Source organism: Streptomyces sp. NPDC050528 (assembly GCF_044457795.1).
Classification (GTDB): Bacteria; Actinomycetota; Actinomycetes; order Streptomycetales; family Streptomycetaceae; genus Streptomyces.
Genome location: NZ_JBITHH010000003.1, coordinates 702,700 through 718,813 on the forward strand (window position 1 = coordinate 702,700; position 16,114 = coordinate 718,813).

General features: G+C 71.1%; 15 protein-coding genes and 1 pseudogene. 5 read left to right on the forward strand and 11 right to left on the reverse strand.

Going from position 1 to position 16,114, the window contains the following annotated elements; genetic code table 11:
• The first annotated feature begins 70 nt into the window (after positions 1-70).
• On the forward strand, positions 71-1,060 hold the full coding sequence (locus ACIBK4_RS14635) for a GerMN domain-containing protein (RefSeq protein ID WP_398994992.1): 990 nt from the start codon (positions 71-73) through the stop codon (positions 1,058-1,060).
• Between the two features lie 81 nt (positions 1,061-1,141).
• Here the strand turns inward: ACIBK4_RS14635 and ACIBK4_RS14640 are convergent, their stop codons facing one another.
• From ACIBK4_RS14640 to ACIBK4_RS14680, 9 genes are all read right to left on the reverse strand, one after another.
• Positions 1,142-1,651 carry a flavodoxin domain-containing protein gene (locus ACIBK4_RS14640; RefSeq protein ID WP_384884269.1) on the reverse strand — a complete coding sequence of 170 codons (510 nt, stop codon included), beginning with the start codon at positions 1,649-1,651 and terminating at the stop codon, positions 1,142-1,144.
• Between the two features lie 21 nt (positions 1,652-1,672).
• On the reverse strand, positions 1,673-2,404 hold the full coding sequence (locus ACIBK4_RS14645) for a CBS domain-containing protein (RefSeq protein ID WP_398994993.1): 732 nt from the start codon (positions 2,402-2,404) through the stop codon (positions 1,673-1,675).
• A gap of 12 nt (positions 2,405-2,416) precedes the next feature.
• Positions 2,417-5,107, reverse strand: a complete 2,691-nt coding sequence (locus ACIBK4_RS14650) for a GNAT family N-acetyltransferase (protein ID WP_398994994.1) — start codon at positions 5,105-5,107, stop codon at positions 2,417-2,419.
• A gap of 148 nt (positions 5,108-5,255) precedes the next feature.
• On the reverse strand, positions 5,256-6,269 hold the full coding sequence (gene gap / locus ACIBK4_RS14655) for a type I glyceraldehyde-3-phosphate dehydrogenase (protein WP_398994995.1): 1,014 nt from the start codon (positions 6,267-6,269) through the stop codon (positions 5,256-5,258).
• Between the two features lie 46 nt (positions 6,270-6,315).
• Entirely contained in the window at positions 6,316-8,706 is a 2,391-nt protein-coding gene (locus ACIBK4_RS14660) for a phosphoketolase (RefSeq protein ID WP_398994996.1), read from the reverse strand.
• Between the two features lie 85 nt (positions 8,707-8,791).
• Entirely contained in the window at positions 8,792-9,664 is an 873-nt protein-coding gene (locus ACIBK4_RS14665) for a universal stress protein (protein ID WP_398994997.1), read from the reverse strand.
• Positions 9,665-9,669: 5 nt separating this feature from the next.
• Complete coding sequence (locus ACIBK4_RS14670) at positions 9,670-10,695, reverse strand: zinc-dependent alcohol dehydrogenase (RefSeq protein WP_398994998.1); 1,026 nt, start codon at positions 10,693-10,695, stop codon at positions 9,670-9,672.
• A 30-nt stretch (positions 10,696-10,725) separates the two neighbouring features.
• Positions 10,726-11,619: a universal stress protein gene (locus ACIBK4_RS14675; protein ID WP_398994999.1), complete on the reverse strand. Its 894-nt coding sequence runs from the start codon at positions 11,617-11,619 to the stop codon at positions 10,726-10,728.
• Positions 11,620-11,767: 148 nt separating this feature from the next.
• The gene (locus ACIBK4_RS14680) at positions 11,768-12,394 is read right to left on the reverse strand and encodes a DoxX family protein (protein ID WP_398995000.1); all 627 of its coding nucleotides are present in this window, start codon (positions 12,392-12,394) and stop codon (positions 11,768-11,770) included.
• Between the two features lie 205 nt (positions 12,395-12,599).
• Here ACIBK4_RS14680 and ACIBK4_RS14685 point away from each other — a divergent pair, with 205 nt between their 5' ends.
• Together ACIBK4_RS14685 and ACIBK4_RS14690 are read left to right on the forward strand one after the other, a co-directional pair.
• Positions 12,600-12,917 (forward strand): PadR family transcriptional regulator, encoded by a 318-nt coding sequence (locus ACIBK4_RS14685; protein WP_398995001.1) that lies wholly within the window; start codon positions 12,600-12,602, stop codon positions 12,915-12,917.
• Positions 12,917-13,154, forward strand: a pseudogene (locus ACIBK4_RS14690) (hypothetical protein); the annotation flags it as partial. The gene ACIBK4_RS14685 and the pseudogene ACIBK4_RS14690, both read left to right, overlap by 1 nt.
• Before the next feature lie 694 nt (positions 13,155-13,848).
• On the opposite strand, the gene ACIBK4_RS14695 reads toward ACIBK4_RS14690, so the two are convergent.
• On the reverse strand, positions 13,849-14,049 hold the full coding sequence (locus ACIBK4_RS14695; RefSeq protein ID WP_398995002.1) for a hypothetical protein: 201 nt from the start codon (positions 14,047-14,049) through the stop codon (positions 13,849-13,851).
• A 196-nt stretch (positions 14,050-14,245) separates the two neighbouring features.
• On the opposite strand from ACIBK4_RS14695, the gene ACIBK4_RS14700 reads away from it, so the two are divergent.
• On the forward strand, positions 14,246-14,710 hold the full coding sequence (locus ACIBK4_RS14700; RefSeq protein ID WP_398995003.1) for a Crp/Fnr family transcriptional regulator: 465 nt from the start codon (positions 14,246-14,248) through the stop codon (positions 14,708-14,710).
• Positions 14,711-14,757: 47 nt separating this feature from the next.
• Positions 14,758-15,417: a CBS domain-containing protein gene (locus tag ACIBK4_RS14705; protein WP_398995004.1), complete on the forward strand. Its 660-nt coding sequence runs from the start codon at positions 14,758-14,760 to the stop codon at positions 15,415-15,417.
• Positions 15,418-15,493: 76 nt separating this feature from the next.
• Here ACIBK4_RS14705 and ACIBK4_RS14710 read toward each other — a convergent pair whose 3' ends face one another.
• Positions 15,494-16,072, reverse strand: coding sequence for a hypothetical protein (locus ACIBK4_RS14710; protein WP_398995005.1), 579 nt, complete (start codon positions 16,070-16,072; stop codon positions 15,494-15,496).
• Between the last annotated feature and the right edge of the window lie 42 nt (positions 16,073-16,114).

Below are 16,114 nucleotides of genomic sequence, written 5' to 3' on the forward strand. Positions count from 1 at the left end.
GAGACGAGCCGTGCGGCACTGGTGAGCGCCTGACGGGAGGAGTTCGCTGGAAGTGTCGGAGGAGAATGCCATGAACAGCACATCAGCACTCGCATCCCGCAGCCACCGGCGCCGGTCCACCGTGCTCACCGCCGCCCTGACGCTGCCTCTGCTCGCGGTCACCGCGTGCGGTACGACCACCGGTACGGCAGGCCAGGGCGGCACCGCCCCGACCTCGCCTCCCTCGGCGGTCACCGGCACATCGGGCGGAGCCTCAGGCGCACCGGCTCCGTCCAGGGCAACGAACCCGGAGACGACTGCGGCCCCCGCCACCGGCAACTCCGCTGGTGTCGGCGGCACTTCGGCGGCCCGTGTGCGCACGGGGGTGTACTTCCTGCACGGTCAGAAGGTCTCTCCCGCCCCGCGCACCGTGACCGCGCCGACGACCGCCACCGCCGCCGTGCGGGCCTTGCTGGCCGGTCCGGACCGCTATGAGCAGGCCCGCGGCCGAACTACGGCCATCCCGTCCGGAACGCGTCTGCGTTCCCTCGTCGTCCGCGACCACGTGGCCACGGTCGACCTGTCCGGCCGCTTCGACGACGGAGGCGGCAGCCTGTCGTTGCGCGAGCGGATCGCCCAGGTCGTGTTCACGGTGACCCGTTTGCCGACGGTCCACAAGGTCGGGTTCGAGCTCGACGGCAAGGCAGTCACGTCCTTCGGCCGCGCGGGCGTCGTTCTGAACGGTCCCGTCGGCCGCGCCGACTTCGAGGACCGGGCGCCGGCCGTACTGGTGGAGTCGCCGATGATCGGTGACACCGCGCGCTCCCCGCTGAGGGTGTGGGGCAGCGCCAACACGTTCGAAGCCCGGTTCCGGCTGAGGGTCACGGACTCCACCGGGCGCACCGCCGCCGACGTCATGGTCAAGGCGACGTCCGGTACCGGCACCCGCGGCACCTTCGACGTGACGATCCCCTGCGAGGCGGGCCGCTCCGGCCCGGGTCTGCTGGCCGCCTACGTCCTGTCGGCCAAGGACGGCCGGGCAGTGACCGTCGACACCGTGCCCCTGACGGTGAACCGCTGACACCGGTCCAGGGTGGGGAGCAGCCCCGGCGCATCGGTTCCGCGCCGGGGCTGCTCCCCACCCTGGAGAGATCCAGCACCTTCACTCCTGCTCCCGCTCCTTCAGCAACTCGTCCGCGATCCGCGCCGCCCATTCCTCGATCGCGCCGAAGTCGCGGAAGTCCCCGCCCTTCCCGTTGCGCACGATGGACCGGGCGATGTACCCCTTGGCGCCCTCCTCCAGGCAACCGCCGAAGGTGACATGGCCCCTGGCGTCGAGCCGGACCATGGCACGCCGTACGCCACGCACGGGCGGTATGTCCCGCTCGGAGGCGGAGGCGTCGAGCGGGCCACTGCTGAACAGCCACACCGGGCGCTTCGCCAGGTGGCGGCCGTGCCGGCTCAGGAACCGGCGGGCGTCGCGGTGCCAGCGGCCGGCGTACAGTCCGCTGCCGACCACCACGGCGCCGTACGGCCGCACGTCCAGGACGGAGCGTGCGGGCAACAGGTCGGCGGTGAGTCCCGCCTTGCGCAGGACCTCGGCCACGGCCTCGGCGATCTGCGCGGTCGATCCGTTCGTCGTCCCGTAGGCGACCAGCACGCTGGTGGGCATGGCGGTCCGCCTCCTCTCAGTTCACAGGTGGCGCAGCCAGGTCTCGGAGACACCGTGGTACTGCTGGTCCTCCGGCTGGATGCGGGAGTCGTCGGTCCGGTAGGAGAGCTTGTCGACGACCGCCACGACCCCGTCGATCTGCCGGACCATGGAGACGGCGATCTCCGTCTCGCTCTTGCGCTCCATGTGGCCGGAGAGCGTGACGACGCCCTCCGCCACCGAGACGTCGATGGCGCTCGGCGCCAGCCACAGAGCACGCACCAGCACCTCGCTCACGACCTCGCCACGGATCTCCGCGTCCGGCCGCAGGAAGACCTGGAGCACGTCGCGGCGGGTGACGATGCCGACGAGCCGGTTCTCCTCGTCGAGGACGGGGAGCCGCTCCACGCGGTGCTTCGCCATGGTCCGGGCGGCCTCGACGATGGTGTCGTCGGCGTGCACGGTGACGGGCGGCGCGGTCATCAGCTGACCGGCGGTCCGGGCGGTCGCTTTCGCGGCCCGCCGCTTGGCGCTGCGCGTCAGGTCGGCGAACCGGAAGCGCTTCTTCGGCTCGTACGGGTCGGGTGCTTCGGCCTGGTGGGCCATCAGGTCCGTCTCGGAGACGACTCCGATGACCTGGTCGTCCTCGTCGACGACGGGCAGGCCGCTGATGCGGTGTTCGCCGAGCAGGCGTGCCACCTCTTTGAACGGCGTTCCGTACGTGGCCCGGACGACCTCCGTGGTCATCACGGAGCCGACCTTGTTGTGCTTCATGGTGTTCCCTCCTCAGCGAAGTCGGCGCAGATACGGGTCCTGCGGCCTGGTGGGCAGCAGGCGGACGCGGGCATCGAGGACGGAGACGCCGCCCGGTGCCGCGAGTACGGGGTTGAAGTCGGCCTCGGCCAGCTGCGGCAGGTCGCTCGCCATCCGGGAGAGCCGCAGCAGCAGTTGTTCGAGGCCTTCGAGGTCGACGGGCGGGCTGCCGTGCGCGCCGAACAGGAGAGGGGCGCAGCGCGGGGCCGTGATCAGGTCGTGCACGTCGTGGTCGGTGAGCGGGGCGAGCCGGGCGGTGTGATCGGCGAGGATCTCCGTGGCGGTGCCGCCGAGGCCGAAGAGGACGAGCGGTCCGAAGACCTGGTCCTGGACGACGCCGGCGAAGAGTTCGGTGCCGCGTTCGGCGAGCGGCTGCACGACCACGCCCGTCATGAGTCCGGCGAACCGGGTCTCCAAGTCCCGGAAGGCGGCGCGTACTTGGGCGTCGCCGCGCAGGTCGAGGTGGACGGCGTGCTGTTCGCTCTTGTGCAGCAGGCCCGGCCAGTGGGCCTTCATGACCACCCGGCCGTCGGCGCCGCGCAGCCGGTCGGCGGCGAGGACGGCGTCGTCCTCGGTCTCCGCCCAGGCCCAGGCGAGCTGGGGAATGCCGTAGCAGCCGAGGAGTTCGGCGCACTCGCGCGGGCCGAGCCAGCCGCCGTCCGGGTTCGCTTCGAGGTAGGTCTCGACAACGGTGTGGGCGCGCACCGTCTCGACTCCGTCGAGCTCGGGGATCGTCCCGGCGGGCCGGGCGAGCCAGGCCGCGCGGTGGGCGGCGTGGGCCAACGCCCGTGCCGCCGCCTGGGGTTCGGCGTAGGCAGGAATGGTGCGACCGTCGGTGGTGGGCAACAGCCCGACGGGCAGGGGCTGTTCGAGCCGCACCACGGCAACTGGCTTGGGGCTGAAGCCCGTTGCCTGGGTCAGGGCCCGTACAAGGTCGTCGCCGGTCGCCTCGGCGACCGCCGTGGGGACCAGGGCCACGAGGACGGCGTCGACGCCGGCGTGCCGCACGATCCGGTCCACGCAGTCCCTGAGCTGGTCCTCGGTGACGGCGGCGGTGGCATCGATCGGATTGCCGATTGCGGCACCTTCGGGCAGTACGGCGAGCAGGTCGTCGACGAGTTCGGGGGTGGGGGTCGGGAGGCTGAGTCCGGCCTCGGCGCAGGCGTCGGCGGAAAGGACCCCGGCTCCGCCCGCGTTGGTGACGATCACGACCCGGGATCCGGTCGGCAGCGGCTGCGAGTGCAACAGCGCTGCTGCTTCCATGAGTTCGCCGACGGAGCGGGTGGCGGTGATGCCGGCCTGGGTGAACAGCGCGCCCCGGGTCATGGTGCGGGTGGCGGCTGCCGCGGTGTGCGAGGCGGCGGCGCGACGGCCGGCGTCGGTGCGGCCGGCGTCGACGGTCAGGACGGGCATGCGGCGGGTCACGCGGCGCGCGGTGCGGGAGAACGCCCGCGGGTTGCCGAAGGACTCCAGGTGCAGCAGTGCGAGGTCGGTGGTGCCGTCGCTCTCCCACCACTGGAGCATGTCGTTGCCGCTGACGTCGAACTTGTCGCCCAGGGAGACGAAGGTCGAGACGCCGATGCCGAGCCGGGACAGCCCGTCGAGCAGGGCGATGCCGACGCCGCCGGACTGCACGGCGATGCCCGCGGTACCGGGGCGGGGGTGGGCGGCGGCGAAGGTCGCGTCGAGGTTCAGTTCCGGGTCGGTGTTGGAGACACCGAGGCAGTTGGGGCCCACCAGCCGCATGCCGTACGTCCGGCAGGCCGCCGTCAGTGCCTCGGCCTGGGCCGGGTCGAGTCCCGCGGTGACGACCAAGAGGGCGCGTGCCCCTGCCTTGCCGCACTCCTCGGCGGTGGCCGGGACGGCGGCGGCGGGTACGGCGACAACCACGAGATCGGGTGTCTTCGGCAGCGCGCTGATCGAGGGGTAACTGGGCACGCCGAGGATCGAGGTCGCGGCGGGGTTCACCGCGAAGAGGCGGCGGGTGAAGCCGCCTGCTTTCAGGTGGTGCAGGATAGCCCGGCCCACGGAGCCGGCCCTGCGTCCGGCACCGACGACGGCGACCGCGTCGGGGCGCAGCAGCGGTACGAGGCTGGCGACGTCGGCGGCGCGACCCCGTGCCTCGGTGGCCGACAGATAGTTCTCGTCCTCGGCGAGTTCGATGGTGCAGCGCATCTCGGGGCCCTCGAAGCGACGCGCGGTGTGCAGGCCGAGGTCGGCGAAGAGCCGCAGGATCTCGTGGTTCTCGCTGAGCGCGTCGGCCGTGAACGTGGTGATGCCCTCGGCGCGTGCGGCGGAGACCAGATGCTCGACGAGGAGGGTGCCGATACCGCGGTGGTGCAGTCCGTCGGCGACCGCGATGGAGATGTCGGCCGCTGTCCCGGTGCCGCCGTTGTCGTACTCGGCGAGCCCGATCACCTGCCCCTTGGCCTCGGCCAGCAGCGCACGGTATCCGGGGTGCGGCCGGCAGGCCCGGTCGGCCGCCCGCCCGGCGGACCGGCGGCTCAGCCCGAAGAACCGCAGCCGCAGGTTCTCCGGCGACATCTCCTCGTAGAGCCCCTCCAGTTGGTCGTGGTCGCCCGCGACGACGGGACGGATGCACACGGTGGTGCCGTCCGCGAGCAGGGCGTGGACTGTCGGTCGGCTGAGCGCGTCGTCCGTCATCACGGTCTCCTCCAGGGCTTCTTCGACACTTCGAGCGTCCCGCGGAACGGAGAGAGGCCCCATGGGCTGCCTGGGGGCGGACCATGGGCCTTTCGGCCCTCGGGAACCCGCCGCACAGGCCCACCGCATGGGGCCTCTCTCGATGTGCTCAGTCGTCGGCGACCAGTGCTGTCAGGTCGAGGAGGCGGTTGGTGTAGCCCCACTCGTTGTCGTACCAGCCGAAGACCTTGGCCAGGGTGCCGTGCGCCTGGGTCAGAGCCGGGTCGAAGATGCAGGAGGACGGGTCGCCGATGACGTCGCGGGAGACGATCGGGGCCTTCGAGACGCGGAGGATGCCGTTGAGCGGGCCCTCGGCGGCCTCGTCGAAGACAGCGTTGATCTCCTCGGTCGTCACCTCGCGCCGCAGCACGACGGCGAGGTCGGTGAGCGAGCCGTCCTCGACGGGCACGCGCACCGCGATGCCGTCCAGGGCGCCGGCCAGCTCCGGCAGCACCAGGCCCACGGCGCGGGCGGCACCCGTGCTGGTGGGGATGATGCTCAGGGCCGCCGAGCGGGCCCGGCGCAGGTCCTTGTGCGGGGAGTCGAGGAGGGACTGGTCGTTGGTGTAGCCGTGGATGGTGGTCATCATGCCGCGCTCGATGCCGAAGGCGTCGTGCAGCACCTTGACCATCGGGGCGACACAGTTGGTGGTGCAGGACGCGGCCGAGACGATCCGGTCCTGCCTGCGGTCGTACGTCGAGTCGTTGACGCCCATCACGATGGTGGCGTCCGCGTTCTTGCCGGGCGCGGACAGCAGCACGGTGTGCGCGCCCGCCTTCAGGTGCAGGGCGGCCGAGTCGCGGTCACGGAAGCGGCCCGTGGACTCCACGACGACGCTCGCGCCGTAGTCGGACCAGTGCAGGGCGGCCGGGTCGCGTTCGGCGCTGACGGCGATGCGCGTGCCGTCGACGGTGATCGAGCTGTCGTCGTGGCCGACCTCGCGGCCGATGCGCCCGAACGTCGAGTCGTACTCCAGGAGATGGGCGAGGGTGGCGGGCGAGGTGATGTCGTTGATCGCGACCACCTCGACGTCCTGGGTGCCCGCCTCGGCGCGGTCGAGTGCCGCGCGCAGATAGGTGCGGCCTATCCGGCCGAAGCCGTTGATGCCGACGCGTACGGTCATGACGGTGAACTCCTTTGCGGCGCAGGGGATGTACAGGGGGGCCGGGTCAGGCGTCCCAGGTCCAGTCGGCGACCTCGGGCAGGTCGGTGCCGTGTTCGCGGATCCAGGCGTGGTGGCGGGTGCGGGCGTCGGCCATGGTCTGGCGTACGGCGGCGGCGCGTACCGCGAGGCCGGGGACGCGGTCGATGACGTCCATGACGAGGCGGTAGCGGTCGAGGTCGTTGCGGACGACCATGTCGAAGGGTGTGGTGGTGGTGCCGGATTCCTTGTAGCCGCGCACGTGCAGGTTGGCGTGGCCGGTGCGGCGGTAGGCGAGGCGGTGGATGAGCCACGGGTAGCCGTGGTAGGCGAAGATGACCGGCTTGTCGCCGGTGAACAGGCCGTCGTACTCGAAGTCGGTCATGCCGTGCGGGTGCTCGTCGCGGGGCATGAGCCTCGTCATGTCGACCACGTTCACGACGCGGACGGCGAGCTGAGGCAGGTGGCGGCGCAGCAACTGGGCGGCGGCCAGGACCTCTTGGGTGGGGACGTCACCGGCGCAGGCGAGGACGACGTCCGGTACGCCGCCGTTCTCGGTGCCCGCCCACTCCCAGATCCCGGCGCCGCGTGCGCAGTGGGCGCGGGCCTCGTCCATGGAGAGCCAGTCGAAGCAGGGCTGCTTGCCGGCGACCACCACGTTGACGTAGTCGCGGCTGCGCAGGACGTGATCGGCCACGGAGAGAAGGGTGTTGGCGTCCGGCGGGAGGTAGACCCGGACGACCTCGGGGCTCTTGTTGAGGACGTGGTCGACGAAGCCGGGGTCCTGGTGCGAGAAGCCGTTGTGGTCCTGGCGCCAGACGTGCGACGTCAGAAGGTAGTTGAGGGAGGCGATGGGTGCCCGCCAGGCCAACTCCCGCGATGTCTTCAGCCACTTGATGTGCTGGTTGACCATGGAGTCGACGATGTGCACGAACGCCTCGTAGCAGGAGAACAGTCCGTGCCGACCGGTGAGCAGGTATCCCTCCAGCCAGCCCTGGCACGTGTGTTCGGAGAGGATCTCCATCACGCGGCCGTGCCGGTCCAGGTGTTCGTCGACCGGCAGGAACCCGGCCTGCCAGGCCTTGCCGCTGGCGTTGAATACGGCCTGCAGCCGGTTGGAGGCGGTCTCGTCCGGGCCGACGAGGCGGAAGTCGCGGCTGGCCGAGGTGTCGTGCATCACCTGCTCGAGGAGGTCGCCGAGGATGCGGGTGGGCTCGTGCAGGGTCGTGCCCGGTTTGTCGACGGGGACCGCGAACCGGTCCAGGGACGGGATCGGCAGGTCCCGTACGAGGAGACCGCCGTTGGCGTACGGGCTGGAGCCGAGGCGCTTGGTGCCCTCGGGCAGGCAGGCGAGGACGTCCGCGACGGGCCGGCCCCCGGGGCCGAACAGCTTCTCCGGGTGGTAGGAGCGCAGCCACGCCTCCAACTGCCGTAGGTGCTCGGGGTTTTCGCGCACCTCGGACAGCGGGACCTGGTGTGCGCGCCAGGTGCCCTCGACCGGGACACCGTCGACCTCGGCCGGACCGGTCCAGCCCTTGGGGGTACGCAGCACGATCATCGGCCAGTGCACGCGCTCGGCGACGCCGTCCTCGCGGGCGGTGCGCTGCATCACGGCGATGCGGTCCAGGGCGTCGTCGAACGCGGCGGCCATGGCGCGGTGCACCTTGAGCGGATCATCGCCGGTGACATGGATCGGCTCGTGGCCGTAGCCGCGCAGCAGTTCGTCGAGTTCGGCCTCGGGCAGGCGGGACAGCACGGTCGGGTTGGCGATCTTGTAGCCGTTGAGGTGGAGGATCGGCAGGACGGCACCGTCGTGGACCGGGTCGAGGAACTTGTTGGAGTGCCAGGCGGCGGCGAGCGGGCCGGTCTCGGCCTCGCCGTCGCCGATGACGCAGGCGACGAGGAGGTCCGGATTGTCGAAGGCGGCGCCGTAGGCGTGCGCGAGGGAGTAGCCGAGTTCGCCGCCCTCGTGGATCGAGCCGGGTGTCTCGGGCGCCACGTGGCTGGGCACGCCGCCGGGGAAGGAGAACTGCTTGAAGAGCCGCTCCATGCCCGCCCCGTCGCGCGAGACGTTCGGGTAGGTCTCGCTGTAGCTGCCCTCCAGCCAGGAGTTGGCGAGCACGGAGGGACCACCGTGCCCGGGTCCCCACACGCACAGCGCGTCCAGGTCACGCGCCTTGATGACCCGGTTGAGGTGGGTGTAGACGAGGTTGAGGCCGGGCGAGGTACCCCAGTGGCCGAGCAGTCGCGGCTTGATGTGCTCGGGGCGGAGGGGCTCCGCCAGCAGGGCGTTCGCCATCAGGTAAATCTGGCCTGCGGCAAGGTAGTTGGCGGCCCGCCAGTGGGCGTCCAGGGTGTGCAGCTCTTCGTCGGAGAGGTCGGAAAACACGGTGGAGTCGTGGTGTTCGGCCTTGGACATCGGAGGCTCCGTAAGTCGTCGATGGGTCAACGGGCGGTGGAGGCGGAACTACCGCGCCAGCGGCTGGAGTCGGGGACGATCGCGCTCATCCCTTTTCGGGCACGATGGCGACCGGGCAGGCGGAGTGGTGCAGCACCCCGTGGGCCACGCGGCCCAGTTGGAGCCCGAAGTGGCCTGGGCGGCGCTTCGCTCCGACGACCAGGAGGTCGGCGTCCCGGGAGGCGTCCACGAGGGCGGGCCGGGTGTGGCCCTCGACCGTTCGGCGGCTCGCTTCGACATCGGCGGGAGCGTCCCGGAGCGCCGCGTCCAGCGTCTCCACCGCCTGCTGCTCGTGCAGCCGGGCGGGTTCGCCGGCCATCAGCGGATGGTCGGTGGTCTCGCGCGCGGGCCAGCGCCAGGCCCGTACGGCCTCCACCTGCACCCCACGCCGTCGCGCCTCCTCGAAGGCGAAGCGCACCGCCGCCGAGCCCGCCGGCTTCTCTCCGACGCCCACGACGACACGGCCGTGCGTGCCGTTCCGGGCCTGGTTGTCGTGGTTGCCGCGCACGACGACCATCGGGCACTGCGCGTGCCCGGCCACGATCAGACTCACGGAACCCAGCAGCGCCTCGGCGAGACCGCTGCGGCCTCGGGTGCCTGTCACCATCATCGAGGCACTGCGGCTCTCCCGCACCAGCGCGTATTCGGGTTCCTCCGCCAACACCTCGACCCGCACGTCGAGTTCGGGTCGGCGGCGACGTGCGCGGCGTGCGGCGGTGTCGACGATGTCTTCGGCCCTGACCTGCTCGTCGGGCTTGGTGAGGTCCTCCGCGATCGAGGTGCCCTCGTAGCGCTCCCACAGCGAGGCATACACCAGCCGCAGCGGTGCCCCGCGCAGGGTGGCCTCGTCGGCCGCCCAGTCGACGGCGCGCAGGCTGGGCTCGGAGCCGTCGACGCCGACGACGATCGGGAGTGTCATCGCGCTCACCGTCCTGTGCCGAGGAGGTCGAACACGATCCGGGCCTTGACGTCGCCGCGCAGCACGTCCTCGATGGACTCGTTGACGGAGTCCAGCGGGCGGGTCTCGGAGATGACCTTGGTCTGGCCGGCGGCGTGCAGCTGGAAGACCTCGGTGAGGTCCTGCCGGGTGCCGACGATCGAGCCGATCACCGAGGTGCCGTTCAGGACGGTGTCGAAGATCGGGATCTGGATGCTGCCGTGCGCGGGCAGGGCGACCATGACGAGCTTGCCGCCGCGCCTGAGGCCCGAGTTGACCGCGGCGAACGCGGCCTCGTTCACGGCCAGGGCGATCGCCGCGTGCGCGCCGCCGTGCCGCTTGAGCACCTCTCCCACGTCGTCCTTGCGGGCGTCGATGACGAGGTCGGCGCCGAGCGCCGTGGCGAGTTCGAGCTTCTCGTCGGTGACGTCGATCGCCGCGACCGTCGCCCCCGCGATCTTCGCGTACTGCACCGCCAGGTGCCCGAGCCCGCCGACCCCTGAGATGGCGACGAGTTGGGAGGGCCGCACGCCGGCGACCTTGAGTGCCTTGTACGTGGTGACGCCCGCGCAGGTCAGCGGGGCGGCGTCGATCGCGCTGACGCCGTCGGGCACCGGCTGGGCGAAGTCGGCCCAGGCCAGCATCTTCTCGGCGTAGCCGCCGTCGCAGCCGTAGCCGGTGTTGATCTGCTGCTCGCACAGCGTCTCCCAGCCCGACAGGCAGTGCTCGCACCGGCCGCAGGCCTTGCCGAGCCATGGCACGGCGACGCGCTGGCCGATGCTCAGGTGGGTGACGCCGTCACCGAGTTCCTCGACGAGGCCGACGCCCTCGTGGCCGGGCACGAACGGCGGGTTCGGCTTGACCGGCCAGTCGCCGTGCGCGGCGTGGATGTCGGTGTGGCAGAGCCCGGACGCCTCCACCCGGACGCGGACCTGCCCGGGGCCGGGCTCGGGATCGGGACGCTCCTCTATGACGAGGGGATCGCCGAACGCTCGTACAACGGCTGCCTTCATGACTACTGCTCCTCAGGCGACGGGGGTGGGTCAGTCGTGCGGGACGACGGCCACGGGGGCGACGGAGTGGTGCAGGACGCCGTGCGCGACGGGGCCGATGTGGGCGCCGAGCGCAGCGCGGCGGACCCGGCGGCCGATGACGACGAGGGAGGCCTCACGGGAGGCGTCCACCAGGTGGTCGGCGGCGCTGCCGACGCGCGGCTCCAGGACGACCTCGGTGTCGGGGTGCTTCTGCCGCCAGGGACGCAGGGCCTCGGTGAGGGAGTCGGTCTCCTCACGGGAGAGTTCGTCGTGCAGGCCCGCGTCGAGCGCGAAACCGTAGGAGTAGTACGGCGGAAGGTTCCAGCCGTAGACGACCCGCAGGCCGGTGCCGCGCCGGGCGGCCTCGGCGAACGCGAACTCGATCACCGTGTCGGCGGGTGCGTCGGCGTCGAGGCCGAGGACGACGGGCCGGTTCGAGGCGGCAGACGCGGGGCTCGTCTCATCTCGGTCGGCGGTCTGTTCGTCGGCCCGGACCAGGACCACGGGCAGTTCGACGCGCGCTACGACGGAGAGACCGACGGAACCGACGAGGAAGCCTCCGACACCGCTCAGTCCGCGCGAGCCGAGGACCAGGAGTTCGGCGTCCTTCGCGGCATGCACCAGCGCGTCCGAGGGCGTGCCGGACACCTGCTCCACGGTCACGTCCACGCCGGGGTGGCGCCGCCGCAGGCCCTCGCCCGCCTCACGCGGAATCCGCTCGCTCCACTGCTGCTGCGTCTCCGTGCCGATGAACGGGGCCTGGGCCAACGGGTCCGGGGCGGGTACCCAGACATGGACGATCTTCAGCGGCAGACCGCGCAGTTCCGCCTCGCGGGCCGCCCACTCGGCGGCGGCGCGGCTCTCGGGTGAACCATCGAGACCTGCGACAACACTGCGGACCATGGTTCGTCCTCCTCAACGGGATGTGATTTCAGCTTCGTGGCGTAGGGGTTCCCGCAGCAGGGGCCGCAGGTCCCCGATAGGGGCCGATCGGCCCAATGGGCAGCCGGAGGGCGGGCCCCCTCGCGAGAGCCCGCTGTTTCTCCTGCGGTCAGCGCAGCCAGGTGTGGTCGCGGACGATCGGGAGCTTCGCCCAGACCTTGCCGAGACCCCACGTGACACCGGCTCCTGCGACCGCGAGGGCGATCAGGACCACGGCGTAGATCAGGTGGTAGTCGGCGAACGGATTGGACGACATACTCGGCGTGCCGTCGGACAGGTGCTTCGCGGGCGGCCACTCGGCGATCCACATCAGCGCCATCATCGCCGTACCGGCGACGGCAGCGAGCCTCAGTCCGACACCGGCAACCAGCGCGACACCGACGCCCAGCAGACCGAGCATGAACAGCCAGTTCACCCAGCCCGCACCGGCCCAGTCATGGAACGTGGACTCCATCGGACCCGCCGCCACCGAACTCAGGAAGCCCTTGGTCGGCGAACCACCGTCGATCCAGCCCTTGCCGGACGGCGTCGCATAACCGAACCCGAACGTCTTGTCCAGGAACGCCCACAGGAAAACGAACCCCGTCAGCAGACGCAGGGAAGCGAACGCGTAGGCACGGGTGGCGGTGGTCGTCGCGGGGGCTGCCGTCACGGCGCCGTCCGCCGCCGAGCCGTTCCTGCGGGACGTGGGCAGGCGGAAGCCGGAAGTGCGGTGCGGGTGCTCGTGCACGGCCATGGTCGTGGTCCCTTCGAGGTGTCAGGTCGTTCGTTGCACCCCTGACTCTCGTGTGCCGGGCCGTCCGCCACCTGATGCCGTTGGTCCGCCGGTGCGGGGCTGAACGACCCCTTCCACAGGGCCGGTTGGACCTCCGACTCGACGGCGCCAAGACCGACCGAATATCGTACTCGACACATGGTCGGCGTACTGCTTCACTAGTGACATGGCATCAATTCGTCTTACGCGCCCGACACTTGAGGTCATCAAGGTGCTTCTGACGTCCACTGCCGACGACCCCGCGTGGGGACTCAAGATCTGCGAGGAAGCCGACCTCGGGTCCGGAACGGTCTATCCCATCCTTGAGCGACTGGTCGACGCGGGATGGGCGACCCGGTATGCGGAATCCGGCGAGCACCCGGGACGACCGAAGCGGTACTACTACGAACTCACCGCCGTCGGCCAGCAAGCGGCCAACCAGGCCAAGGAGCGGAAGCCTCGGCTCTTCGGGCTGCGCTCAGCGGCTGAAGGAGGTGCGGCGTGAGCACGGACGAGGAGCGCGCCGAGACCTCCGACGCCGGAACAGTGGCCGTTGTCGCGGTGCTGACGCCGGTACTGAGCGGCGCATTTGCAGCGATCTGCCTACTCATCGGCTACGTCCTGAAGCTGCTCGATCCCGAACCCGCGTTCGCGCAGACCTTGCTGACCACCGGATGGGTGTTCGGCGCCGTGACCGCAGCCGCGATCGGTCTCGCCGCCGTCGGGTTGCTGCTCGCCGCGGTCGACGCCAGGAAGTCGGCGGCGGAACGAGAGCCCGCGACCACTCCGAGCACGGATACCCCTAACGCCCGGGCAGGCCTTCGGACCCTGGACCTCGCTTCCTTCGTCGCCGGAGAGTACAGGTCACACCTCCGGGAGGAATGGGCCTCGGTCCTGGCCGGTGATCCCGGTAACGGCATCGTCCTCTCCAGGCGCCGCAGGCTGCGCTACGCCCTCGGGTTCCTCTGGGCGGCGCTCCGTATGCGGCTGCGCGACCTCACCGCTCCCCTGTGGCTGCCCGTGGACTGGCTCCTGTCGGTGGAGACACGCACACACGCGTTCATCACCCTGGCTGTCGGCGCGCAGGTCGTGTACATCGAGTACGAGGACGGTTTCCACGCCCTCGTCACCGAGGGCTGGGGATGGTGTGCCGGCTGCGGTATCGCCCTTCGGTTGTTCGTCGGCCGGCTCCGCAGAATCCGCGACATCGAACTCGCGTCGGCACACAGGGACTCCAACGACGTCTAGCACCCGGTCACGGCAGGCCCCGGGCGCAGCTGCGCCCGCCAGTCCGTTCTACGGACTGGCGGGCGCCAACAGGAACGCGGCCTTGATGTCCTGCTCAAGGATGGGACACATAGCGACTCGCGCGGCGTGAAAGGGCGTTGCCGCCGAGGGCGCCGAGCAAGCGCGGGGTCAGCCCTTGTCGAGCGGCGTCAGTGGTGGACGGGAGTGCCCCGGGTCGGCCGATGTGTGCGGACCACGTGGGTGCCCGACGACCCCTGCGGTGCCCGATGGGCGCGCATCCGCAGCACCAGCGCGTCGAGTGCCGCGCTGAGCACGACAGTGGCCACGGTCGCGATCACCAGCAGGACGGTGAACTGCCTCCAGAACTCCGGTGTCAGGGTCGTACCCACGGTGTCCACCCCCTCATGTCGGTCGAGTATCTCTCTCGGTTTCATCGAAGCGCGGGCAGCCCGGTGGCACAGGGTGCCGTACGGCTCTCCTGGGGCACCGGTCGGCCCGGCCGGCGGGCCGGGTGGCCCATGGTCCGTCGGGACACACGGGCGGACGCTGGAGGTGGTAGATCCGTACGCTTTCCGGAGGTAGGCCATGAACGCTTCCCCGACCATGAGCATGCCGCGGGCCCTGCCCCCGGAGCACCGCGACCAGTTGATGAAGTTCGCTCGCGAGGTGTCCATCCCGCAGGGTGTCCGGCTCTTCGAGGAGGACGCCCGCGCGAACCGGTTCTGGATCATCCGCACCGGCACGATCGCCCTCGACATGCACGTGCCCGGCCGTCAGGCCGCCGTCATCGAGTCGCTGGGGCACAACGAACTCGTCGGCTGGTCCTGGCTGTTCGGCCCGCACACCTGGCACCTGGGCGCCGAGGCGACGACCCCGGTGCGTGCCTGGGAGTTCGACGCCACGGCCGTACGCACGCTGTGCAAGGACGATCCCGCGTTCGGCGTGAACGTCTTCCAGTGGGTGGGCGACATCGTGGCCCACCGGCTCCGCTCGGCCCGCACCCGGCTGCTGGACCTGTACGGCCCCTACGGCAGCGGCGGCATGCGGTGACCTGACCGCTCCGACCGACCGTGACGAGTGAGGAGTGAGGAGTGACCATGCATGGATCACCACACATCGTGAGCGACGTGATGACCCGTACCGTCGCCACCGTCGGCCGCGGGGCCGCCTTCAAGGACATCGTGCGCACGATGCAGGAGCGGAAGGTCAGCGCCCTGCCCGTGCTCGACGCGGCGGACCGCGTGATCGGGATCGTCTCGGAGGCCGACCTGCTGCCCAAAGAGGAGTTCCGCGACAGCGACCCCGACCGGCACACCCAGTTGCGCCGGCTGTCCGACCTCGCGAAGGCCGGTTCGGTGACCGCGGGCGACCTGATGACCGCCCCCGCCCTGACCGTGGAGCCGGGCGCGACCCTCGCGCAGGCAGCGCGGACCATGGCCCGGGCCAAGGTGAAGCGACTCCCCGTCGTCGATCATGCGGGCCGGCTGGAGGGCGTCGTCAGCCGGGCCGACCTGCTGAAGGTGTTCCTCCGGGACGACGAGGAGATCGCGGAGGAGGTGCGGCGCGAGGTTGTCGCCAATCTGTTCCCCGGCCCGGCGTCCTTGGTGCGGGTCGAGGTCCGGGACGGTGTCGTACGGCTCGGCGGCCGGGTACGGGACACGTCCCTGGTGCCCGTGGCCGCGCGGCTGGTGCGAGCCGTCGAAGGGGTCGTGGACGTTGAGTTCGGACTCGACGGGCCCGGCGACCGCTCGGCGTAGCGAGAGCGCCGAAAGGGCCATGAGCCTGTAAGCCGTTGCCCCGTCGGCCACCGACGACCGGCGGAGCAACGGCGCCTCAGCCGGTCCTGCGCCCCCAGCGTGCCCCGGTCCGCTCCCACTCCTCGCCCCACCGCTCGGTGACCCGCCGCTCCACCCGCAGCCGGATCAGCCGTCCGCCCGCGAGCACGAACAGCCCACCCGCCAGTCCGACCCCCGTTCCGGCCAGCACCACACGTGCCGTCTCCACCACCGGGCTCGCGGGCTCGTCCACCAGGTGGCCGCGCCCGTCCGTCCACACCGGCACCGTGCTGCCGACGGCGATTCCCGCCTTCACGTCCGCCGTGGCGGTACGGACGGTGCCCTGCGCGTCGGTCCAGCGCACGTTCGCCCGCACCCGGTTGTAGTCGGCCGCGGCACGCGCACCCCGCGGCACAGTACGGAGCATCACGGCAGTGGCCGACTGATGCACCGCTCCGTCCCTCGCCTGACCGGCGTCGACGGCCTGAGCGACCGCCACCCCGGCAACGGTCCCACCGGCCGCCGCGAACGCCCAGGCGGCCAGGACGATCCACGCCTCGACCGCGTCGCTGGGCCGGCGCAGTTCGTTGCGCCGCCAGCGCCACCCCAGGACCTTCACGCGCTGGATCTTCCGCATCGGTCACACCCCCTCACGGGCCTCATGGAGACGAGAACAACA